The organism is Lepagella muris (genome assembly GCF_004793975.1).
Lineage (GTDB): Bacteria > Bacteroidota > Bacteroidia > Bacteroidales > Muribaculaceae > Lepagella > Lepagella muris.
In genome coordinates, this window is record NZ_SRYB01000007.1 from 124,324 (window position 1) to 146,548 (window position 22,225).

Sequence of the window (22,225 nt, forward strand, 5' to 3'; positions counted from 1 at the left end):
TCGCTTATTTCTTGATGATGATCTTCTTATTATTGCGGATATATATACCGGGGGCAGTGGGATTTGCTACCTTAATGCCGTCGATGGTATAGTAGGAGTCGTCAGCCGGAGCGTCGGAGTCAAGGATAGAACCGATTCCGGAGAAGTTGGGATTGAGATGCAGGATGAAACGGTCGGAGAATATGCCCTCCTCTGAGGTGAATGCATATTCATCTCCCGGCATCATCGCGGTTATCTTGTTCTGATAGTTGTCTTCAAGATATACAATGTTTATCGCGCTTTCATTCAGAGTGATGGTGTGTATGCCTTCCGCTCCGATACGGATTGATAGCTGCACGTCACCGTCATTCATTGGACGCTCGTTGATGGCGAAGTCCACGCCGTTGGCTGATGAATATATCTGCGGAATACTGTTTTCAAGACTCATGAATTTTGAGGCATCCTTATCGGATTCGTAATCCATATTGGCTTCGTCGTTGATTACGATGCGGGTTCTGTCTGATACGTTTCCGTCGGAGATTGACAAGTTCACTACAGAGCGAGATGCGAAGGCAGCACGTGTACCCAACTGCTCTTCAATAGTGCGGGCATCGCGAGTGGTCTGTCGACCGTCAAGATTGAAGGTGATGCTTTCCTGATTCACGGGACGCTGCACGAAGAAAGCCTCACCGGGGCAAAGTATGTAGGCATCATCGATGGGGCTGTAAGCCTCATACGTATTGTTCCTCTGATTCCAAACTGTGATGGGTGCTTCATATTCCATGAAACGGGTGTCAAAGAAGGAGGGGTAGGGGTTACCTATTAGGTTCCAGCTGCGGTTGTGGGAGAACTCGCTCAGATATTCGTTGAGCGGAACCGTTATGTCTTCCGTGCGGAATAGGTTATTCTTGTTGGAGTTGTTGATAGCTTTCATAAGGAAGCCGCTGAAGGCTTGCCGGTTATTATTGTTGGTGTATCGGCTGCTTTGTAGTATGTATCCCACACCGGCTTTCAGGATACTGTCGTTGGTCATCTTCACCCAAGTGTCGTGTGCGCTGCCGTTGGCACGCGCCTTTCCGTCATATTTGCGGATAATCCAGTTTGTAGCCCCCTCTGACGTAGTCTTGATATCTGATATCTTCACATCAAATGGGAAGGATATGAATGTCCATCTGTCATTACGAGTAAATAGATCTGTAGTCACGCTATCGGCACGCAGATGCGAATTGTTGATAAGAGACGTGTAGCATATCGAATTTCTACTGTAATCATAAAGATAATTGGGATCCCATTTCATCCGAAAGTGTGACATGGAAAGAGTTCCCTCTCCGTTCACGGTGAGACGACCATATTGTTCGTAGGAAGTGCTTTTTTTGTCGGATATCAGTCTTACGTATGGTTTATAGTCATCCGGGATATTCTCTGGGAGTGTGAGATGGAGGTCTGTGAGAACAGTGATGTTCTGCGGAAGATGGTCGATCGGTTTGATGGTCTGGAATTTGTCCCATCCCACAGATTGCTTGTATGTGTTTATGGAGATAGCCGGCACGTATAGCTCACGACCCTCCATGCTGCAGCCGTAAGGAATCTGGTCAGTCATGTAGGGAGGCTCGATTGAGAGACATGTGACTTTTGTCAGATTGTCACAGTAATCAAAAGGAGATGCGTTTATAATAGCGAGTGTACTAGGTAATGTAACCTCTAACAGAGACGTACAGTTAGTGAATGCATTGTCATGCATTTTATATAGTCCTTCATTGAAAGATATTTCTGTTAATGACTTATTATAAGAAAATACATTATCTCCTAAATAATAAAGAGATGATGGGAATTTCAAAGAAGAAAGAGATTCACACTTACAGAAAGCATGATTATAAATATTTATAAGACCTTCGGAAAAATCTATCTTTTGGAGACTTTTATTGTAATAAAAAGAAAAATCAGTGATATTATTCAGTGTAGATGGGAGTTTCAGATACTTATTGTTGTCACAAGAGTAGAAACAGTATTTTCCAATTGATATCAGTCCTTCAGGTAAGATGATTTCCTCTAAACTGTTGCAATCATAAAATGCATTGTCTCCAATAGTTTTCAAATTCTTAGGAAATGTAATATTTGTTAGTGAGTTACATTCATAAAAAGCCTCATTACCTATAGACGAAAGTTGGGATGGCAGCTCAATCTTATCAAGTAAATGCCGTTTATAGAAAAATCGGTTAGGAATTGAAAGCATGTTGACATTTGTCATGTCTATTTCACGGAGGTTTGTAAGCCTTGTTTGGATATTTTCAAAATCAGAACCATTTAGTGATCCTGAAAGGATAAGACCGTCAACATCAGTGAAGTTTTCTACTTTAGCTAAAATCGAATCACCCATTGCTCCGGGAGTTGTAACGGAAATATTGAGTTCTCGGAACGGAGAACAAGATAATCCAAAATCAATAAAGGCTACACCTCCTCGAGTATCTGAGATTTTGACGGCAATAACATTTTTCCCTTTCTTAAGATATTTTGAAAGACGATGTGTGATATATATGTTTTTAGAATCTGAAGGAAACATGTAGTCGGTATTTGAGTGAATAAGTATACCATTTAGATATACTTCATATCCGTCATCATGTGTTATTTTGAGTATAAGTTTGACTTTTTTTGAAAATGTAGTTTCATCTAATTCAAACTGTCTGCGAAGCCAATATGAAGAATACAAATCTTTCCATTCAGTAGCGGAGTAGGAAAGGGTTCCTGTAGTGGCGATTGGACCTTCGATTGTTCCCCATGCGGAGTCGTCGAAATCAGCGGCAAACCAATCGGCGGGGGGAGTTTCGCCGTTATTCTTGGCGTAGAAATACTTGGCGGACCAAGGTTCTGAAGTGTCTTGCCCGTAAGGCAGGAGTGGGGTCTGAGCATTGAGATTCGTGATGAATCCAATAATCAGGATAAGCAGTGAAAATGTAAATTTTTTCATAAGCTGAATGATTATAAGTTAGTTATGATTGTTAACTGTTGAAAAATATTATCAGTATCAGAATACGTATTGTGTAAGTCTACAGATGGCAATTCTTCGGAATAAAATATCTAAGTCTTTGCCTTACTGACGATAATAAATGTATTTGGCAAAGATATGTAAAAATTTTTGAACAAAAAGAATAAAAATTAAATAAAAAATATGTTTTACAACATAAATGCGTGGAAGTCAGATTGCAGTATCGTTGGTATTGTCTTTATTGTCTTTATTGTCGGGATTGGTCGGGTTGGGTGTGTTGCGGAGACGGGGGTGGGCGTTCTGGTAGGCTTTGCGCATCTCGGCGAATGAGATGTGGGTGTAGATCTGGGTGGTGGCGAGTGAGGCGTGTCCGAGAAATTCTTTTACAGTGTTGATGTCGGCTCCTTCGTTGAGCATTGTTGTGGCGAAGGTGTGGCGCAGTGCGTGTGGACTTTTCTTGCGTGCTGATGTGGAGGCGAGTTCTTTGTTTACTATCTGGTAAACCTGTATGGGTGTTATGCGTTCTCCATTGATCATTATCAATGGCTTGGGTATCTCTGTGTCGGGCCAGAGTCGGTCGCGCATCTGTTGCCAGCGGCGTATGTGCTGAAGGAGTAGTTCAGGCACGGGCACGATACGTTGCTTCGACCGCTTTCCGGTGATTTTTATCTCGCCGGATGAGAAGCTTATATCGTTGTCGGAAATGGCTATTAGTTCGGCACGCCTGATTCCGAGGGAATATAGGAGCTCTATTATCAGATGATTGCGGAGCTCATCTTCAAGGTCGGCGTCATTATCGTTGCGCTCTATGGCTCTCTCTTCAAGTCGCAACACCCCTTCCACCTCTTCGTGTCGCACAAAGTCGGGGAGCTGCTTGGGTATCTTGGGGAGAGTGATTTCGGAAGTGGGGTCAGAGGAAATGACTTGCTTTCTCAACAGGTATTTGAAAAAGGCTCTCAGACTCTGCACTTTCCGTCGGATGGATCTTGGCGACACGCCATCGCGTGCGAGGGATGCAAGCCATGCGCGGACATCTGAAGTGGTTATATCCTTTGGTCGGAATTGCGTCTTGTTGTTTGCAGTGATCCAATCGGAGAATTGCCTAAGATCGCGTTCGTAGGCCTCAACAGTGAGCTGCGCTCTGTTGAGTTCGTAACGGAGGTAGGATATGAATCTGTCGATTGGCATGGGTTGAGGTGGATATGTGGATATAAAAATGGTGCCGGTCATTGTTGACCGACACCGGAGATGAGTTGAATCGTCGGAGTGATTCCGGCTGATTATCGGATCGCCACGAAAATGTCGGGGAGGCGCGATTACTGCTCCGCCTGACGGAGCTGCTGAACGTAAGCAGCCTTGATCATCTTCTTGCGGTTGGTGACAGAAGGCTTTTCAAATGCCTGACGTCTACGCAGTTCTTTTACGATGCCGGTTCTTTCAAATTTACGTTTGAACTTCTTGAGTGCTTTCTCAATGTTCTCGCCCTCTTTAACTTGTACGATAATCATTTGTTATGAGTTTCTTTGTTTTATTAATTTATTTCAGAAATTATTATTATGCAATGTCCCAAGGGAGAGCCGATGGGATATTTGCGGTTGCAAAATTAGTCAAAGTTATTTGTTTGACAAAATTTTACGACTTTTTTTTATGTATTAATCCTTTTTACAGGTTGTTTTCGGGCTTTTTCGGGGGTTTTTTGGGGGTTTTTTGGGGGTAGAAGTCACCCAATTGTTGATTATCCCGATTATTTTTTCGGTTTCCTCATCGGTCAACACCGGTGATATTGGGAGTGAGAGTTCGCATGAATGTATGTGTTCTGTGACGGGGAGGCTCAGTCTGTCCCACTCCCGGTAGGCTGCCTGCCTGTGTGGCGCGATGGGGTAATGAATGAGCGTCGCCACTCCGTTGTCGCGGAGATGCCGCATCAGGGAGTCGCGATCTTCACACAGTATGGGGAATATGTGGAATACATGGCTGTCGAAATCCCTTACGGTAGGCAGAGTGATGGAGGGATGGTCGATTCCTTGTAAGTACAGGCTGGCTATGTGGCGGCGGATGTTGTTGTCGCGGTCAAGTCCGGGTAGCTTTGCCCGAAGCACAGCCGCCTGCATCTCGTCGAGACGTGAGTTCATACCTTTATATCTGAAGATATATTTCTCGGATGAGCCGTAGTTTGCGAGACACCTTACCATGTCGGCAAGTCGGGAATCGTCGGTAGTGACGGCTCCTCCATCGCCGAGAGCACCAAGATTTTTGCCTGGATAGAAACTGTGGGCGGCGGCATCTCCGAGGGAGCCTGTGCGTCGTCCGCCGTAGAGGCATCCGTGAGCCTGTGCGTTATCCTCTATCAGCTTGAGATTATATCTTCTGCATATATCGGCTATACGGTCGGAATAGGCACATTGTCCGTATAGATGTACTATCATGACCCCTTTCGTGCGTGGGGTGATTGCTGCCTCTATCTTTTCAGCATCAATCTGTAGGGTGTCGGCGCATGGTTCTACCGGCACCGGCACTAATCCGTTGGCTGATACGGAGAGTATGGATGCGATGTAGGTGTTGGCAGGCACGATTATCTCGTCGCCGATATTCATTACGCCGAGTTGCATGTAGGCTTTCAGAATGAGTGTCAGCGCATCAAGACCGTTGCCGCAGCCTACGGCATGACTCGTGCCGATGTATACGGCATACTCTTTCTCAAAAGATTTCGCCTCGTTGCCGAGAATGTACCATCCGGAATCCATCACGCGGCGTATGGCGGCGCTAATCTCGTCGGTGTATCTGTCGTTTATCTTTTTGAGGTCAAGGAAGGGGATCATTATATGATGTGTTATATGATATGTTGCGGGATGAAAAATGTGTTGTGTCGCAGGATACGGTGATTTGAATGGTCATGATATTTTGCACGGCACGGTGTAGGTGTCGTAGCAGATGGCGCGCGCTCCGAAGCCCTCTTTCTGATATATCAGGGATTCGTTGAGCACCCGTCCCTTCTCCTCGTTGGATGTGCCGAAGTCGAAATATCTCTTGGCTAGGAATTCCGAGTTGATTAGTCGGTCAAACAGCAGGTCAAGTGCGCCGTATCCCTTGCCATCGGGTGATGCCGAGATATATTGACAGTGCGCCACATGCGTGGTGACGTATATCACTGCGCCGGCAATCATTCTCTCTCCGTCAAATGCTCCGAAGAGACGTATGTTGTCGGGGAAAAGGGTTGCCAGATGCTCTATCTCCTCCACAGAATGTACGGGGGCTGCGTTATATCTGTCATGAAGGTTTGACGTCAATATCTGCCAGAATGTTTTGAAATCGGTCGATTCAGATATGGTTATGTTTTGTCGGATGGCCTTACGTATGCCTGATTTCCGTATGTCGCGGAATTTTAACCTATCCTCTGAGAAGATGACAGATGATACGTTTCTCACCGACAGCGTGGCATTGAGTCTGAAGAGGGCGTAGAGGTCCTCTTCCGAGGGTAGACGGTGGTAGATATGCGGCACTGGTTTGTAGACAAGCGATTCCGCACCCTGCCCGGCAAGAAAACCGGTGATTGATTGCAACAGATGCTGCACGTCGGAGGTTGTTGCCTTTTTCCCCAATATGAGTCCGCCGTATGTCAGTCCGGCATGGGATGATACGATGTTTTCCCGTCGGGATGCGGGTAGGATAGCGTAGATTGAGCCGTTGTGGGTGATGATTAGGGAATTGTCAGTAAATCGGGAGGAATGATATTCCAGATAGTCCCTTTTGAGAAGGAATGTGCCATTTTTTGAATCATCTACAAAGCGGTCCCATTCTTTCTTGAATTGATTGGAGTAGGGGGTTATGCAGAAATCAGACATGATTGGAGTTTTGTTCGGCTTCGTTCTTTATTTTGATAAACTCATCATATTCCCGTACATACTCCGATTCGTCATAACGGTCAGAGGCGAGCACCATGCATACGGCTCCCGATGAGAAGTCTTCAAGTGTGTTCCAGATGCCATCCGTGACGAGAAGCCCCTGGTATGGATGATTGAGGAAGAAGGTGCGTTTCACGTTGCCGTCGTCGAGAGTGACCGAGAAGCTGCCGCTCACCGCCACAATCAGTTGCTGCTGCACGCGGTGGGCATGTCCGCCGCGACCTAATCCTCCCGGCACGTCGTATAGATAGTACACGCGTCGTATCGGGAAGGGTATGGTGGTATTATTCTCCACTACGGTGAGATTGCCCTGTCGGTCAGTATGATGACGGTTAAGCTGCAACATACAGCAGTCATAGACGGTCTTGTTGTTCATTTCCTTTTGAGCGAGAGGAATTGTTGGTGGTTAAGGATATAGTCTTCCTCATCGTATGGCGTGGATGCAAGGATGAGGGCGAGGGAATTTGTTGAGAAATTGGTGAGGGTGCGCCACGTGCCGGCAGGCACGTACAGTCCGTAGTATGAGCGATTGAGGGAGTAGCGTGTATGGTCGGTGCCGTCGTCTGTGACCACATCGAAGCTGCCTGACAATGCCACGATAAATTCCTCATTCACGTGGTAGGCATGACCTTGGCGCGCCTCGCCGCCAGGAACGTCATACACCCAATATGCGCGGCATATCGGGAAAGGGATCTCCTTCGATTCCTCGATCACCGAGAGGTTGCCACGGTGGTCGAGGAATCGGGGGAGGTCGATTATGTAGGGCTTGAGGTCATTCATTCCTCATACCATTTGGAATACATCAGGTAGTTGCGTGCGATTTTCTCATTCATCTCCTTCGCTTTCTCCGGCTCAACCATCTTTATGAACTTTGCGGGTGCACCACCCCATAGCTCATGAGGTCCGATTTTTGTGCGGCTGAGCACCACAGCCCCTGCTGCAACGATCGCGCCTTCGCCAACTTCGGCATCATCCATCACTACGGCACCCATGCCGATAAGGGCATAGTCGCGAATCTTCGCACCGTGTATCACCACGTTATGTCCGATGGATACGTCATTGCCGATCTCGATGGTAGATTTCTGATAGAGGGTGTGGAGGACGCTACCGTCCTGGATATTGACGCGGTTGCCGATGGTGATGGTGTTGACATCGCCGCGAAGCACTGTGGAGAACCATACGCTACATTCGTCCCCCATGGTGACATCGCCTATTATCACTGCGTTTTCAGCAAGAAAGCAGTCTTTGCCTATCACAGGGGTGAATCCCCTTACTGATTTTATGATTGCCATTTCTTATTTTGAATATGTCTATTATTTTATTTGAGTTTTTTTGTGAGGATTGTCAATCAACTGCGGGAGAGGGTGCGGGTCTTATCTTTCATCCATTCAGCCTCTTCGGGCGAGAGAAGCGGAGTGAGACGATCGCGCACCATGTTATGATAGTCGTTGACCCATTTGATTTCGTCATCTGTCATTATCGAAGTGTCGATCAGCGACAGGTCGATAGGGAACAGCGTCACAGTGCGGAATTGCAGGAACGGACCGAACTCGGTGGTCTTCCAAGGCTCCACCACGAGGAGGTTCTCCGTGCGTATGCCGTATTTCCCTTCAAGATAGAATCCCGGTTCGTTGCTGTTGATCATGCCTACTTCCAATGGGGCGGGGCGTCGGCGTGTGCAGATGCTCTGCGGACCCTCATGGCAGTTGATGAAGAAACCGACGCCATGTCCGGTGCCATGGAAATAAGCCTTCCCTTCATTCCATAGGAACTGGCGTGCGAGCACGTCGAGCTGCCCGCCGCGTGTGCCTTCGGGGAATTTTGCCATAGAGAGAGCGATGTTGCCTTTCAGCACGAGGGTGAAGTCGTGGCGTTGTTCATCGGTGGGTGTGCCGAGTGCCACGGTGCGTGTTATGTCGGTGGTGCCGAATACGTATTGTCCGCCGGAATCGACGAGAAGCAGGCCGTCGCCTTCGATTGCCACGTCGGTCTCTTCGGTGGCCTCATAATGTATGATCGCACCATGTTCGTTCCAGCCTATGATGGGGGCGAAACTTTCGTCTACGCAGGTGGGGTCGGCAAGACGCAATGCGCGGAGTCGTTTGCCGAGTTCCACTTCGGTGAGTTTGCCGGAAGTATGTTCTTTCTCCACCATCATGAAGAATTTTGTGAGAGCCACACCATCCTTTTCGAGCGCAGTCTCGAAATTGGCAATCATGGAATCGCTTTTCACGCTCTTCAGGCGTGCGATTCCCGCACCACCGAATACCGGCGTGCATCCGATGGCATCATATAGCCCGCGTGAGGTGGTCTCCGGATCAATGAGAAGGCGCGTCTCTTTCGGGAGTGTCTTCACGAAGTCTGCCACACTGTCGTAGGGCATTATCTCCACATTGTATTTTGCGAGGAAATCTGTCACTTCCCCGGTGAGTTTCTCTTCATCTACGAAAAGCACACGGCGAGAATCGTCAAGGTAGAGGTATGCCACGAAGATGGGGGAGAAGTTGATGTCACCGGCGGTGCGGATATTGGTTGCCCAAGCAATGTCGTCGAGTGCGGAGAGGAGTACGGCGTTTGCAAGCTCGGCTTTCACTTCGGTCATGATTCTGCGAATCTTGGAATCGGCAGACTCCCCGACAATCTTCTCATCGTGGACGAAAAGCTTGTTTTTAGGACGTTGCGGACGGTAGGGATATATGTAGTCGAAGATAGGAAACTTATCGTTAAGCTTGATATCGTTGTCGGTAAGCTCCTGCTCAAGTCTTTGTGCGTATGCGATGGAGAATGTCATCCCGTCGATTCCGACGGTCTGCCCGGAATTAAGATTCTCCACGAGCCAGTCGATGAGATCCACGGCGTCAGGTCCGTTCTCTTTCATCATGGAGAATCCGGTGCCTTTGAGTTGGTCGGTAGCCTGTATGAAATAACGGGAGTCGGTCCAGCAGAGAGCTTTGTCGGCAGTGACCACGGCAGTGCCGTTTGTGCCGTTCTCGCTCCAGAATCCGGTGAGCCATTCCCGACCTCTCCAGTGGGCTGGTGGTAATTCCGACTGGTGGGGATCTGTGCCTGACACTACCACGGCATCAATGCCATGGCTTTTCATGGTTTCGCGAAGAAGCCTGAGATATTCAAGGTTTTTCTTTTCCATAGAGAATGTTTTCGCTTTTATGTTATGTGGTCTAAGACGTGATCTTAGATTAAGTGAAGTTTGAAAGAACATTTCAACTTCAAGACGTAAAATTAATGAAATATCTCAATGGTTGCAAGTAATGGATGTTTTTTGTGATTTTTTACGATTGTAAAGATCGCTTCATTGTACAGGAATAATGAAAAATCTATACAAATTATTTTAAAATTTTTGTATCATGGGACATCGTAATTAAAAATAATGCTAATAAGGGACTTAAATTGGTCAAAAAGGAACATTTCGACGTGATGCCTTATATGAAAATCAAAAATAGATGAATTTTTTTTAAGATATTTTTTGCAATTTAAAAAAGTTGTAGTAATTTTGCAGTGAATTTGTCCGCGACGATTGATTCTGATGCGAAATTCCGGAATCGTTCAATAGCGGCTAACGGAAAATGGCAAGTCAAAAAGCTTTTAAGTAATAGTGATATAAATTGTAAGTTAGTGGTTGAGTTAGGCAAATCAGGCTTGTGAAGGTATGACAGTCTACAAAATCACAGAGCGGCAGAATGTTGTGAAACAGTCTGCCGTTTTTGTATTTTTTTCTCTCTATCCTCGCGATTGTGGGTCAGGAGATGGTCGCACGATTGCGGGTAGGGATTTTTCAGAAATGAAGACCCCGTAAACACCGAAGTATTTACGGGGTGTGGAATATATTATTGTTGTATGAATGGAATTTGCCGTTATTTCTTGAACTTTGATGCCACTTCGTATACTTTCTCATAGATGCGATGATCAGACTCGGTGAGAGTGATGCCGCGGCGGCTCAATACCCGTTCTGCTATCTGCATGAATTTCTTCATAGGCACGTCGGAGAATCCACCTGTGGGACTGCCTTCGCTGAAACTTGGCACGAATACTCTCGGAAAACCTGCCCCGTGGAGATTGACACCCACACCGAGCACTGTGGCTGTGTTGAGCATGCAGTTGATTCCCAATTTTGTGTGGTCGCCGATGATGGGTCCGCAGAATTGAAGGTCTGTGCGCATGAAGGTGTGCGAATGGTAATTCCAGATTCTTATTTTAGAATAGTCATTCTTCAGATTGGATGCGTTTACTCCGGCTCCGATATTGCACCATTCGCCTATCACGGCGTTTCCCAGATAGCCGTCATGTGCCTTGTTGCTGAATCCGAAGAATACGGAATTGTCGATTTCTCCGCCAACCTTGCAGTAGGGTCCGAATGTAGAGCCGCCGTATATCTTTGACCCCATGCGTATCTTTGCATTCTCGCATAGGGCAATCGGTCCTCTCACGCAGGATCCCTCCATTATTTCTGCATCCTTACCTATATATATAGGACCGTTCTTGACGTTGAGCGTCGCGCCCTGGATTGTGGCTCCCTCTTCGATAAAAAGCATGCGGTATCCCTCCTCGTCATAGAGATCGCCGATTATGGTGTTTGTTTTGTCCGGTTCTGCGGATTCGCGTCCGGCGGTGATGCGGAGGAAATCTCGTTTTATCTCTTCTGCATTGTTGCGGAATATGTCGAAGGCATATTCAATCCGTCTGATTTTTTCCGTCGATTCCTTGCGCACGTAATTACCATCGGTGAAATCTGCGTATCTGCCTTTGAAGGCGAGCACCATGTCGCCGTCGCATATCGCCTCCCCGCGGGCGATGCCGGCAATGACGGCGGCAGAGGTCTCATCGGGGAGAATGGAGTCGGCGATTAGCATCACCTCTTGGTCGGGCTGCGGGGCGGATCCGAATTTTTCCCTTAGAAATTCCACGGGCAGATATCTGTAATCTGCCGGCATTATCCTTTCCCATTTCTCCTTTATTGTTGATATGCCGATTCTGAAGTCGGCGATCGGACGCGTGAAGCTCAGCGGCAGAAGATTCTCGTGCGTTTCCTGTGAGCAGAAGAGATATATGGAGGTTTGCATGATGATTATTGTGATGATGGTTAGTTATTGCGTACCCGCTGCATGGGCGAGAGAGACTGTCCACAGCCCGTTTGCGCAAAAGATTAAAAATTGTGCAAAAGTAACATTTTTTAAGAATCTGTCAAACGATAAATTGTTAAAAACTATAAACGGGGGTCATGAATCCGCGAGGAGTTGGATGCAGGCTGGATCTCTGCATGTTTTTTTCAGTTGGGATGCAGTGTCGGTAAGTCAGGGTCTGCTGCCGGAAATCACTGTCAGTAAATCGGCATCATGGATATGCAGGATGGGGCAGAGGGGCGGGCATAAATCGGAATAAAATATAAATTATTAAAATTTTTTGAATAAAAATTGGAGGATGTCTTGTGTAATAGGCTAATTTTCATTATCTTTGCAAAGTTTTTGAGGCTTTCCTCAGTGCTTGTGTATATAAATGTCTGAAAATTAGATAATTCTGATTGTGTACATGGTGCTTTTGGATAAGCCGTCAATTCGTATAGAAACGAGTTAACAATAAACAATATCAATTTTAGAGACTAAGAATGCCAACGATTCAGCAATTAGTAAGAAAAGGACGCGTGGCTCTGAAGGAAAAGAGCAAGTCGCCCGCCTTGGATTCGTGTCCGCAGCGCCGTGGCGTGTGTGTGCGTGTCTACACGACCACCCCGAAAAAGCCTAACTCGGCAATGCGTAAAGTGGCGCGTGTGCGTCTGACCAACGGCAAGGAGGTGAACTCCTACATTCCGGGCGAGGGTCATAACCTTCAGGAGCACTCCATCGTGATGGTGCGCGGCGGTCGTGTCAAGGACCTTCCGGGTGTGCGTTATCACATCGTGCGCGGTACGCTCGATACAGCAGGTGTACAGGGTCGCACACAGCGCCGTTCCAAATATGGAGCTAAGCGTCCTAAAGCCGCCAAGAAGTAATTAGCATAGGCTATTGCGTAGGCACCAGCAAACATTAACCATGTTTTTGATTGCCTGGGTGGCTTCATGGTTGAGTAAACGGCGGCAAGAGAGCCGACGTTGAAGATTTACAAAAGCAACCGCAACAAAAACACTAAACAAACAGAAATGAGAAAAGCAAAACCAAAGAAACGGGTGATTCTGCCCGATCCCGTGTTTCATGACGTCAGAGTGACCAAGTTTGTCAACCACCTGATGTATGACGGAAAGAAGAACACGGCATATACAATTTTCTATACGGCATTGGAGACCGTGAAGGCCAAATTGCCGAACGAGGAGAAGAGCGCGCTTGAGATTTGGAAGAAGGCGCTTGAGAATGTTACTCCTCAGGTGGAAGTGAAATCACGCCGCGTAGGTGGCGCCACTTTCCAGGTTCCTACAGAGATCAGAGCCGATCGTAAGGAATCAATATCAATGAAAAATCTTATCATCTTCGCCCGTAAGCGTGGCGGAAAGACTATGGCTGACAAACTTGCAGCTGAGATCGTCGACGCTTTCAATGACCAGGGTGGCGCATTCAAGAGAAAAGAGGATATGCACCGCATGGCTGAGGCTAACCGCGCTTTCGCACACTTCAGATTTTAATATTGATATTATATAACAATGGCTAAACAAGACGATCTTAAACTGACCAGAAATATCGGCATCATGGCTCACATCGATGCCGGAAAGACCACCACGTCCGAGCGTATTCTGTTCTATACCGGTTTGACCCATAAAATCGGTGAGGTGCATGACGGCGCTGCAACCATGGACTGGATGGAGCAGGAGCAGGAGCGAGGCATCACCATCACTTCCGCTGCTACTACCACTTTCTGGAACTATCAAGGTAACAAATATAAAATCAACCTGATCGACACTCCGGGGCACGTTGACTTCACCGTAGAGGTGGAGCGTTCTCTCCGTGTGCTCGACGGCGCAGTGGCTGCCTTCTGTGCAGTAGGCGGCGTGGAGCCTCAGAGTGAGACCGTATGGCGTCAGGCTGACAAATATAATGTGCCGCGTATCGGTTACGTCAACAAGATGGACCGTTCAGGCGCAAACTTCTTCGAGGTTGTCCGTCAGGTGCGTGAGGTGCTCGGTGCAACTCCGCTCCCCATCCAGATCCCTATCGGCGCAGAGGAGACATTCAAGGGCGTCGTGGATCTCGTGCAGATGAAGGCTATCTTCTGGCATGATGAGACTATGGGTGCTGAGTATGAGGTAGACGAGATTCCCGCTAATCTCCTTGGCGAGGCTGAGGAATGGCGCGACAAGATGCTTGAGACTCTTGCTGAGTTTGACGAGGCCCTCATGGAGAAGTATTTCGATGATCCTTCCACAATCACTGTGGAGGAGATCAAGGCTGCTATTCGCAAGGCAACCCTCGCAATGGAGGTTAACCCGATGATCTGCGGCTCATCTTTCAAGAATAAGGGCGTGCAGACTCTCCTTGATGCAGTCTGCGCATATCTTCCCTCTCCTGAGGATTCAGGCGTGGTTGAGGGTCATGCAGTGGGTGATCCCGATGAGGTGCTTACCCGCGAACCGAGCCCCGAGGCTCCCATGTGTGCCCTCGCGTTCAAGATTGCAACCGACCCGTATGTAGGTCGTCTTTGCTTCTTCCGCGTTTACTCAGGCGAAATCCAGGCAGGCAGCTACGTGCTCAACAGCCGCAGCGGCAAGAAGGAGAGGATCTCCCGTCTGTTCCAGATGCACTCCAACAAGCAGAACCCGAAAGAGGTTATTGGTTGTGGTGATATCGGCGCAGGCGTTGGCTTCAAGGATATCCGCACCGGCGACACTCTCTGCGACGAGAATGCTCCGATCGTGCTTGAGTCAATGGAGTTCCCCGATCCCGTTATCGGTATCGCTGTAGAGCCTAAGACTCAGAAAGACCTCGACAAACTTGGCGTGGGTCTTCAGAAACTCGCTGAGGAGGACCCGACATTCCGTGTCGAGACCAACGAGGAGACAGGTCAGACTGTCATCAGCGGTATGGGTGAGCTTCACCTCGACATCATCATCGACCGTCTGCGTCGTGAGTTCAAGGTGGAATGTAATCAGGGTCGTCCCCAGGTTACTTACAAGGAAGCAATCACCAAGCCTGTTGAGCTCCGCGAGGTATTCAAGAAGCAGACCGGTGGTCGTGGTAAGTTTGCCGACATCATCGTGCGCATAGAACCTGCTGATGATGATTTCGAGGGCAGCCTCCAGTTTATCGACGAGGTTAAGGGCGGTAACGTGCCTAAGGAGTATATCCCCTCAGTGCAGAAGGGTTTCCAGACAGCTATGAAGAATGGTGTGCTCGCCGGCTATCCTGTGGAGCGTCTTAAAGTCACGCTTCTTGACGGTAGCTTCCACCCGGTTGACTCTGACCAGCTCTCATTCGAGCTTTGCGCTATCCAGGCATTCAAGAAGGGTAGTGAGAAGGCAGGTCCGGTCCTCATGGAGCCTATCATGAAGATCGAGGTTGTTACCCCCGAAGAGTCGATGGGTGACGTGATCGGCGACCTTAACAAGCGTCGCGGTCAGGTAGAGGGTATGGAGACAAGCCGCAGCGGTGCGCGCATCGTCAAGGCAAAGGCTCCTCTCGCAGAGATGTTCGGCTACGTGACAGCTCTTCGTACCATCACATCGGGACGTGCGACAAGCACAATGTCTTTCAGCCACTATTCTGAAGTAAGCAGCTCAATCGCCAAGAATGTGCTTACAGAGGTGCAGGGCAGAGTTGATCTATTGAAATAATAAAGCCACCATTCTAATATGAATCAAAAAATCAGAATCAAACTCAAATCTTACGATCACAATTTGGTTGACAAGTCAGCCGAGAAGATCGTGAAGACGGTAAAATCGACAGGTGCAGTGGTAAGCGGTCCGATACCCTTGCCCACCCACAAACGCATCTTCACCGTCAACCGCTCCACCTTCGTCAACAAGAAGAGCCGTGAGCAGTTCCAGCTTTCTTCATTCCAGCGTCTGATCGACATCTACAGCTCAACAACAAAGACTGTAGACGCGCTCATGAAGCTTGAACTTCCCAGCGGTGTTGACGTAAGCATCAAAGTCTGAGATATATCCGGGTCTGTCTCCGCAACTGTCGGAGACAGACCATGGAACAGAAAACAAACAAAATATAGAATCCCAAAATAAATCAAAGTAAGAAATGCCAGGATTATTAGGAAAGAAAATCGGAATGACATCCGTTTTCAGTGCCGACGGAAAAAATATTCCGTGCACTGTTATCGAAGTAGGTCCTTGTGTGGTTACTCAGATCAAGACAGTGGATAAAGACGGCTATGAGGCTGTTCAGGTAGGCTTCCAGGAGAAGAAAGAGAAGCACACCAACAAGCCCGAGGCCGGCCACTTCGCAAAAGCTGGAGTAGCCCCCATGCGTCACTTGGCCGAGTTCAAATCGTTTGAGACAACCCCCGAGCTTGGCTCGACACTGACAGTTGACCTCTTCCAGGAGGGCGGCTTCGTCGACGTTGTCGGCACGAGCAAGGGTAAAGGTTTCCAGGGCGTGGTGAAGCGTCATGGTTTCGGTGGTGTGGGTCAGTCCACTCATGGTCAGCACAACCGTCTCCGCGCTCCCGGTTCTATCGGTGCCTGCTCTTATCCCGCAAAAGTGTTCAAAGGCTTGCGTATGGCTGGCCAGATGGGCAATGAGCGTGTGACTGTTCAGAATCTCCAGGTGATAAAAGTGCTTCCCGAGCACAATTTGTTAATGATAAAGGGTTCCATCCCCGGAGCCAAAGGTTCAATCGTTATAGTTGAGAAATAATGGAAGTAGCAGTTTATAACATCAAAGGAGAAGACACAGGACGCAAGATCACTCTCAATGACGAAATTTTCGCGCGTGATTTGAGCGAAGGCAATGCAGAGCACACCCTTTATCTTGACGTGAAGCAGTTCTTGGGCAACCAGCGCCAAGGCACTCACAAGAGCAAGGAGCGCAGCGAGATTTCCGGTTCCACACGTAAGCTCGGTCGTCAGAAGGGCGGCGGTGGCGCACGTCGTGGCGACATCAACTCTCCGCTTCTTCGCGGCGGTGCCACAGTGTTCGGTCCGCGTCCCCGCGACTATCGCAGCAAGATGAACAAGAAGATGAAGCAGCTTGCACGCAAGATCGCTTTGACTTCAAAGGCTCAGGCAGGCAGCATCTTCGTGGTTGAGAACTTCAACTTCGAGAAGCCGAGCACAAAGAACTGGGTAAACATCGCCAAGGCTTTCAACGTAAACGAGAAGAAGACTCTTCTTGTATTGAACGGTCTTGACAACAATCTGTTCCTGTCTGTACGCAACGTGCCCAACGCACTCATGCAGCAGGCATCAGACCTTAACGCCTACACCCTTCTGAATAATGATGCCATCATCATGACCGAGGGCAGCGTAGAACTGATCAACGAGAACTTCTAAACAAAAGGAGATATAGAAAATGGATATTCAGATAAAACCGATCGTGACTGAAAAGGCGACCGCCTACAGCGAAAAGCAGAATTGCTACACATTTGCTGTGTCTCCCGACGCAAACAAGTTTCAGATCAAAGACGTTGTGGAGAAGCTCTACAATGTGCGCGTCGTGAAAGTGAATACAGCCCTCTATGCAGGCAAGCGCAAACAGCGTTACACCAAAGGCGGGCTTATCAGCGGCCAGAAACCTTCATTCAAGAAGGCATACGTGACCGTTGCAGAAGGACAAACGATAGACTATTATAGCAATATTTAAAAACCGATGGCAGTAAGAAAATTTAAGCCCGTTACTCCCGGGCAAAGACACAAGATTATTGGTGTGTTCCGCAACGAGATCGCCATTGCAAAGCCCGCAGAGGGCGCCGAAAAGGTAAAGAAAGTCTCGAAAATCACGCCAGAAAAGTCTCTTGTTGTTGGCAAGCGTTCAACAGGCGGCCGCAACTCATCGGGTCATCTTTCAACCCGTTACCGTGGTGGTGGCCACAAGAGAAAATTGCGTCTCATTGATTTCAAGAGAACAAACGACGGTGTACCCGCAACAGTTAAGAGCATCGAGTATGATCCTAACCGTTCGGCTCGTATCGCGCTCCTTTACTACACAGACGGCTCCAAGGCTTACATGATCGCCCCCAACGGTCTTCAGGTAGGTCAGACTGTCATGAGCGGTGAAGAGGCTGCACCCGAGGTAGGCAACTGCCTCCCCTTGGCAAAGATACCTGTAGGTACACTCATCCATTGTATCGAGCTACGTCCCGGTCAGGGTGCCGCTATGGCACGTTCTGCCGGCACATTCGCTCAGCTTACTTCCCGTGAGGGAAACTATGCGATAATCAAATTGCCTTCCGGAGAAACCCGTAAGGTGCTTCTGGCATGCCGCGCTACTGTAGGTGTGGTAGGCAACTCTGACCACGCTCTCGAGCAGAGCGGCAAGGCTGGTCGCAGCCGCTGGTTGGGTCGTCGTCCTCACAACCGTGGTGTCGTGATGAACCCTGTCGATCACCCGATGGGTGGTGGCGAGGGCCGTCAGTCTGGTGGTCATCCCCGTTCGCGCACTGGTCTTTACGCTAAGGGCTTGAAGACTCGTTCGCCGAAGAAGCATTCTTCGAAGTATATCATTGAAAGAAGGAAAAAGTAAATTTGATTAAAAGAAGACAATTATGAGTCGTTCGCTTAAAAAAGGACCGTTTATCAGTGTAAAGCTGGAGAAGAAGGTTGCAGCCATGGACGAGAGCGGCAAGAAGTCGGTCATCAAGACCTGGAGCCGTGCGTCAATGATCTCGCCTGATTTCGTAGGCCACACTTTCGCAGTGCACAACGGCAATAAGTTTATACCCGTTTACGTTACAGAGAATATGGTGGGTCATAAACTTGGCGAGTTCGCCCCGACGCGCACATTCCGCGGACATGCCGGCAACAAGAAGAAATAATGGCTGCCCGCTCATTCAATAACAGTCTAATAAAGTATAGTAAGAAAATACAATGGGTGTAAGAAAAAGACAAGCAGCCGATGCCATCAAAGAGGCTCGCAAGAGCGAATATTTCGCTAAGCTGCATAATGTGCCGTCATCGCCCCGCAAGATGCGTCTCGTCGTGGACATGATCCGCGGTCAGGAGGCATTCAAGGCTCTCGGCATCCTCAAGTTCTCCAACAAGGAGGCGGCCCGCAAGGTGGAGAAGCTGCTCCGCTCTGCAATTGCCAACTGGGAACAGAAAAACGAACGCAAGGCCGAGGCAGGCGAGCTCTTCGTGAAGACAGTATTCGTAGACTGCGCACCGATGCTCAAGCGCCTTCGTCCGGCTCCGCAGGGCCGCGGCTACAGAATCCGCAAGCGTTCAAACCATGTGACATTGTTTGTCGACACTATTAATAACGATAAAGCTTGATCGAAAGATGGGACAGAAAGTTAATCCTATAAGCAACCGTCTTGGTGTAATCCGCGGTTGGGACTCCAACTGGTATGGCGGAAAGAAATACGGTGAGACCCTTCTTGAGGACTCTATGATCCGTAAGTATCTCCGCACTCGTCTTGCGAAGGCAAGTGTTTCGAAAATCATCATCGAACGCACTCTTAAGATGGTCACAGTCACTATCTGCACAAGCCGTCCCGGCATGGTGATCGGCAAAGGCGGTAAGGACGTCGACGATCTGAAGGATGAGCTGAAGAAACTCACTGACAAGGATGTGCAGATCAACATCCACGAGATCAAGCGTCCCGAACTCGACGCCGAGATTGTGGCTACAAACATCGCCCGTCAGATTGAGAACAAGGTGGCTTATCGTCGCGCAGTGAAGATGGCTATCGCTTCTTCTATGCGTATGGGTGCAGAGGGCATCAAGGTGCAGGTCAGCGGCCGTCTCAACGGCGCAGAAATGGCCCGCAGCGAGATGTTCAAGGAGGGTCGTACTCCGCTCCACACTCTCCGTGCTGACATCGACTATGCTTTGGTAGAGGCTCTCACCAAGGTGGGTATCATCGGCATCAAGGTGTGGATCTGCCGTGGCGAGGTATATGGCAAGAAGGAGCTCACTCCCTCGTATGCCATCGGTCAGAAAGAGACCGGCCGTCAGCAGAACAATAACCGTAAGGGTGGTTTCCGCAACAAGAAAAACAACAATCGTTAATAAAGAAGACTGACAATGTTACAACCGAAAAAGACCAGATACCGCCGTTCGCAAAAAGGCAGAATGAAGGGTGAGGCCCAGAGAGGCAATCAGCTTGCATTCGGCTCGTTCGGCATCAAGACACTCGAGTCTAAATGGATCACCGGCCGTCAGATCGAGGCTGCCCGTGTGGCAGTGACCCGCTACATGCAGCGTCAGGGTCAGATCTGGATCCGTATCTTCCCCGACAAGCCGATCACCAAGAAGCCTGCCGAGGTACGTATGGGTAAAGGTAAAGGTAACCCCGAAGGATTCGTTGCGCCCGTTACCCCGGGACGCATCCTCATCGAAGTGGAGGGCGTAAGCTACGACATTGCCAAGGAGGCACTCCGTCTGGCAGCCCAGAAACTTCCTGTGATCACTAAGTTCGTGGTGCGCCGCGACTATGATCCCAGCCAGAACGTGTAATCAATCAAAGAGATTAAACGATAGATATGAAAAAGGAAGAAATCAAGGAATTAAGCATTCAGGAGCTGCGCGCCCAGATCGAGGCGAGCGAGAAGGCTTATCGTGAATTGAAAGTAGCGCACGCGATATCTCCCGTAGACAATCCCTCCAAGATCACCAAAGATCGCAAGGAGATTGCCCGCTTGAAGACTGTGTTGCGCCAAAAGGAGATCGCTGCAGCTGCAGAGGCTCCCGTAGTAAACAACTGATCCCATAAAGTATTTGAGAAAAATGGAAGAAAAACGTCATTTGAGAAAAGAAAGAATTGGGGTTGTTTCGAGCAACAAGTGTGATAAGACCATCACGGTCGAGATCAAGTGGAAAGAGAAGCACCCGATCTATGGAAAGTTTGTCAACAAGACAAAGAAGTATCATGCTCACGATGAGAAGAACGAGTGCTCTGTAGGCGACACAGTGCGTCTTATGGAGACCCGTCCGTTGAGCAAGACAAAGAGATGGAGACTTGTGGAAATCATTGAAAAAGTTAAGTAATTATGATACAGACCGAATCACGTCTTACAGTAGCAGACAACAGCGGTGCTAAGGAAGCACTCTGTATCCATGTGCTCGGCGGCACCGGCCGTCGCTATGCTTCGGTTGGCGACATCATCGTTGTCACCGTAAAGAGCACCATCCCCTCTTCTGATGTGAAGAAAGGAACAGTATCAAAGGCTGTGGTGGTCCGTACGAAGAAGGAGATCCGCCGTCCCGACGGCAGCTACATCCGCTTCGACGACAACGCATGCGTGTTGCTTAACAATGCAGGTGAGATCCGCGGCACCCGTATCTTCGGCCCCGTTGCGCGCGAACTTCGTGCCACTAACATGAAAATCGTTTCGCTTGCGCCCGAGGTGCTTTAATGTCAATCAACTAAAAGAAAAGTAGCAATGGCAAAATTCCATATAAAGAAGGGCGACACTGTCTATGTCAACGCCGGCGACGACAAAGGCAAGACCGGACGCGTCCTTGAAGTGCTGGTTAAGAAAAACCGCGCACTCGTGGAGGGCATCAACATTGTTTCCAAGAGCATGAAGCCCAATGCGAAATATCCTCAGGGAGGAATAGTGAAAATTGAGGCGCCTGTCCACATCTCTAATCTGAATGTGGTAGACCCCAAGACCGGCAAGCCCACCCGTGTGGGTCGCAAACTCAACGAGGCCGGCAAACTGGTACGTTATTCTAAGAAATCAGGAGAGGAGATTAAGTAATGAGCGAGACTACACTTGGTAAAGAATACAAAGAGAGAATAGCTCCAGAGCTCTTCAAGGAGTTCAACTATTCCAGCGTGATGCAGGTGCCCCGTCTTGAGAAGATCGTTATCAACCAGGGTCTTGGTGCTGCAACTCAGGACAAGAAACTGATTGAGACTGCAATCAACGAGATTACAGCCATCACTGGCCAGAAAGCAGTGCCCACTCTTTCAAGAAAGGACATCTCCAACTTCAAGCTCCGTAAGAAAATGCCTATCGGCGCTATGGTGACTCTCAGAAGAGAGAAGATGTATGAGTTCCTTGAGAGACTCGTGAAGATCGCGCTTCCGCGTATCCGCGACTTCAAGGGCATCAACTCCAAGCTCGACGGCCGTGGCAACTACACCCTCGGCATCACTGAGCAGATCATCTTCCCGGAGATTAACATCGACAATGTTCCGAAACTTCAGGGTATGAACATCACATTCGTGACTTCAGCACCCACAGATGAGGAAGGCTTCGCACTTCTCAAGAAATTCGGACTTCCCTTCAAACACGAAAAATAAG

General features: G+C 48.6%; 27 protein-coding genes. 17 read left to right on the top strand and 10 right to left on the bottom strand.

From position 1 onward, the window contains the following. Positions 1-4: 4 nt before the first annotated feature. From E5331_RS06730 to E5331_RS06770, 10 genes are all read right to left on the bottom strand, one after another. The gene (locus E5331_RS06730) at positions 5-2,944 is read right to left on the bottom strand and encodes a leucine-rich repeat domain-containing protein (protein ID WP_123483576.1); all 2,940 of its coding nucleotides are present in this window, start codon (positions 2,942-2,944) and stop codon (positions 5-7) included. 228 nt (positions 2,945-3,172) lie between these two features. Then, on the bottom strand, positions 3,173-4,150 hold the full coding sequence (locus E5331_RS06735; protein ID WP_168355166.1) for a tyrosine-type recombinase/integrase: 978 nt from the start codon (positions 4,148-4,150) through the stop codon (positions 3,173-3,175). A 128-nt stretch (positions 4,151-4,278) separates the two neighbouring features. After that, positions 4,279-4,470 (bottom strand): 30S ribosomal protein S21, encoded by a 192-nt coding sequence (gene rpsU, locus E5331_RS06740; protein WP_123483574.1) that lies wholly within the window; start codon positions 4,468-4,470, stop codon positions 4,279-4,281. Positions 4,471-4,614: 144 nt separating this feature from the next. Beyond that, entirely contained in the window at positions 4,615-5,781 is a 1,167-nt protein-coding gene (locus E5331_RS06745; protein WP_123483573.1) for a DegT/DnrJ/EryC1/StrS family aminotransferase, read from the bottom strand. A gap of 72 nt (positions 5,782-5,853) precedes the next feature. Continuing rightward, entirely contained in the window at positions 5,854-6,804 is a 951-nt protein-coding gene (locus tag E5331_RS06750; RefSeq protein WP_123483572.1) for a GNAT family N-acetyltransferase, read from the bottom strand. After that, complete coding sequence (locus E5331_RS20320; RefSeq protein WP_168355167.1) at positions 6,797-7,240, bottom strand: sugar 3,4-ketoisomerase; 444 nt, start codon at positions 7,238-7,240, stop codon at positions 6,797-6,799. The genes E5331_RS06750 and E5331_RS20320 overlap by 8 nt, the downstream gene beginning before the upstream one ends. Then, positions 7,237-7,644 carry a sugar 3,4-ketoisomerase gene (locus E5331_RS20325; RefSeq protein WP_168355168.1) on the bottom strand — a complete coding sequence of 136 codons (408 nt, stop codon included), beginning with the start codon at positions 7,642-7,644 and terminating at the stop codon, positions 7,237-7,239. Before E5331_RS20325 ends, E5331_RS20320 begins: the two co-directional genes overlap by 4 nt. After that, positions 7,641-8,156, bottom strand: coding sequence for a gamma carbonic anhydrase family protein (locus E5331_RS06760; RefSeq protein WP_123483571.1), 516 nt, complete (start codon positions 8,154-8,156; stop codon positions 7,641-7,643). The genes E5331_RS20325 and E5331_RS06760 overlap by 4 nt, the downstream gene beginning before the upstream one ends. Positions 8,157-8,212: 56 nt before the next feature. Further along, on the bottom strand, positions 8,213-10,012 hold the full coding sequence (locus E5331_RS06765) for an aminopeptidase P family protein (RefSeq protein ID WP_168355169.1): 1,800 nt from the start codon (positions 10,010-10,012) through the stop codon (positions 8,213-8,215). A 724-nt stretch (positions 10,013-10,736) separates the two neighbouring features. Then, positions 10,737-11,942, bottom strand: a complete 1,206-nt coding sequence (locus E5331_RS06770; RefSeq protein ID WP_123483569.1) for a putative sugar nucleotidyl transferase — start codon at positions 11,940-11,942, stop codon at positions 10,737-10,739. 542 nt (positions 11,943-12,484) lie between these two features. Between E5331_RS06770 and rpsL the strand changes: the two genes are divergently transcribed. The 17 genes from rpsL (at position 12,485) to rplE (ending at position 22,224) form a co-directional block, all read left to right on the top strand. Then, positions 12,485-12,868 carry a 30S ribosomal protein S12 gene (rpsL, locus tag E5331_RS06775; protein WP_123483567.1) on the top strand — a complete coding sequence of 128 codons (384 nt, stop codon included), beginning with the start codon at positions 12,485-12,487 and terminating at the stop codon, positions 12,866-12,868. Between the two features lie 147 nt (positions 12,869-13,015). Then, entirely contained in the window at positions 13,016-13,492 is a 477-nt protein-coding gene (gene rpsG, locus E5331_RS06780) for a 30S ribosomal protein S7 (protein WP_123483566.1), read from the top strand. 18 nt (positions 13,493-13,510) lie between these two features. Beyond that, entirely contained in the window at positions 13,511-15,634 is a 2,124-nt protein-coding gene (fusA, locus tag E5331_RS06785; RefSeq protein ID WP_123483565.1) for an elongation factor G, read from the top strand. 18 nt (positions 15,635-15,652) lie between these two features. After that, entirely contained in the window at positions 15,653-15,958 is a 306-nt protein-coding gene (gene rpsJ / locus E5331_RS06790; RefSeq protein ID WP_123483564.1) for a 30S ribosomal protein S10, read from the top strand. A gap of 94 nt (positions 15,959-16,052) precedes the next feature. Then, positions 16,053-16,670 (top strand): 50S ribosomal protein L3, encoded by a 618-nt coding sequence (gene rplC, locus E5331_RS06795; RefSeq protein ID WP_123483563.1) that lies wholly within the window; start codon positions 16,053-16,055, stop codon positions 16,668-16,670. Then, the gene (rplD, locus tag E5331_RS06800) at positions 16,670-17,305 is read left to right on the top strand and encodes a 50S ribosomal protein L4 (protein WP_123483562.1); all 636 of its coding nucleotides are present in this window, start codon (positions 16,670-16,672) and stop codon (positions 17,303-17,305) included. Before rplC ends, rplD begins: the two co-directional genes overlap by 1 nt. 19 nt (positions 17,306-17,324) lie before the next feature. After that, positions 17,325-17,615 (top strand): 50S ribosomal protein L23, encoded by a 291-nt coding sequence (gene rplW, locus E5331_RS06805; protein WP_123483561.1) that lies wholly within the window; start codon positions 17,325-17,327, stop codon positions 17,613-17,615. A gap of 6 nt (positions 17,616-17,621) precedes the next feature. Beyond that, positions 17,622-18,494 (top strand): 50S ribosomal protein L2, encoded by an 873-nt coding sequence (gene rplB, locus E5331_RS06810; protein ID WP_123483560.1) that lies wholly within the window; start codon positions 17,622-17,624, stop codon positions 18,492-18,494. A 22-nt stretch (positions 18,495-18,516) separates the two neighbouring features. Beyond that, positions 18,517-18,786, top strand: a complete 270-nt coding sequence (rpsS, locus tag E5331_RS06815) for a 30S ribosomal protein S19 (RefSeq protein WP_123483559.1) — start codon at positions 18,517-18,519, stop codon at positions 18,784-18,786. Positions 18,787-18,838: 52 nt separating this feature from the next. After that, entirely contained in the window at positions 18,839-19,243 is a 405-nt protein-coding gene (rplV, locus tag E5331_RS06820) for a 50S ribosomal protein L22 (protein ID WP_123483558.1), read from the top strand. A 7-nt stretch (positions 19,244-19,250) separates the two neighbouring features. Further along, a complete protein-coding gene (gene rpsC, locus E5331_RS06825) occupies positions 19,251-19,982 on the top strand; it encodes a 30S ribosomal protein S3 (RefSeq protein ID WP_123483557.1) in 732 nt (243 codons plus the stop codon). Between the two features lie 15 nt (positions 19,983-19,997). Next, entirely contained in the window at positions 19,998-20,429 is a 432-nt protein-coding gene (gene rplP, locus E5331_RS06830) for a 50S ribosomal protein L16 (RefSeq protein ID WP_123483556.1), read from the top strand. A 26-nt stretch (positions 20,430-20,455) separates the two neighbouring features. Then, positions 20,456-20,677 carry a 50S ribosomal protein L29 gene (rpmC, locus tag E5331_RS06835; protein WP_123483555.1) on the top strand — a complete coding sequence of 74 codons (222 nt, stop codon included), beginning with the start codon at positions 20,456-20,458 and terminating at the stop codon, positions 20,675-20,677. A gap of 22 nt (positions 20,678-20,699) precedes the next feature. Beyond that, positions 20,700-20,960 (top strand): 30S ribosomal protein S17, encoded by a 261-nt coding sequence (gene rpsQ / locus E5331_RS06840; protein WP_123483554.1) that lies wholly within the window; start codon positions 20,700-20,702, stop codon positions 20,958-20,960. Between the two features lie 2 nt (positions 20,961-20,962). After that, positions 20,963-21,328, top strand: coding sequence for a 50S ribosomal protein L14 (gene rplN / locus E5331_RS06845; RefSeq protein WP_123404961.1), 366 nt, complete (start codon positions 20,963-20,965; stop codon positions 21,326-21,328). A gap of 27 nt (positions 21,329-21,355) precedes the next feature. Then, positions 21,356-21,676: a 50S ribosomal protein L24 gene (gene rplX / locus E5331_RS06850; RefSeq protein WP_123483553.1), complete on the top strand. Its 321-nt coding sequence runs from the start codon at positions 21,356-21,358 to the stop codon at positions 21,674-21,676. Beyond that, a complete protein-coding gene (gene rplE / locus E5331_RS06855; RefSeq protein WP_123483552.1) occupies positions 21,676-22,224 on the top strand; it encodes a 50S ribosomal protein L5 in 549 nt (182 codons plus the stop codon). Before rplX ends, rplE begins: the two co-directional genes overlap by 1 nt. Position 22,225 lies beyond the last annotated feature (1 nt).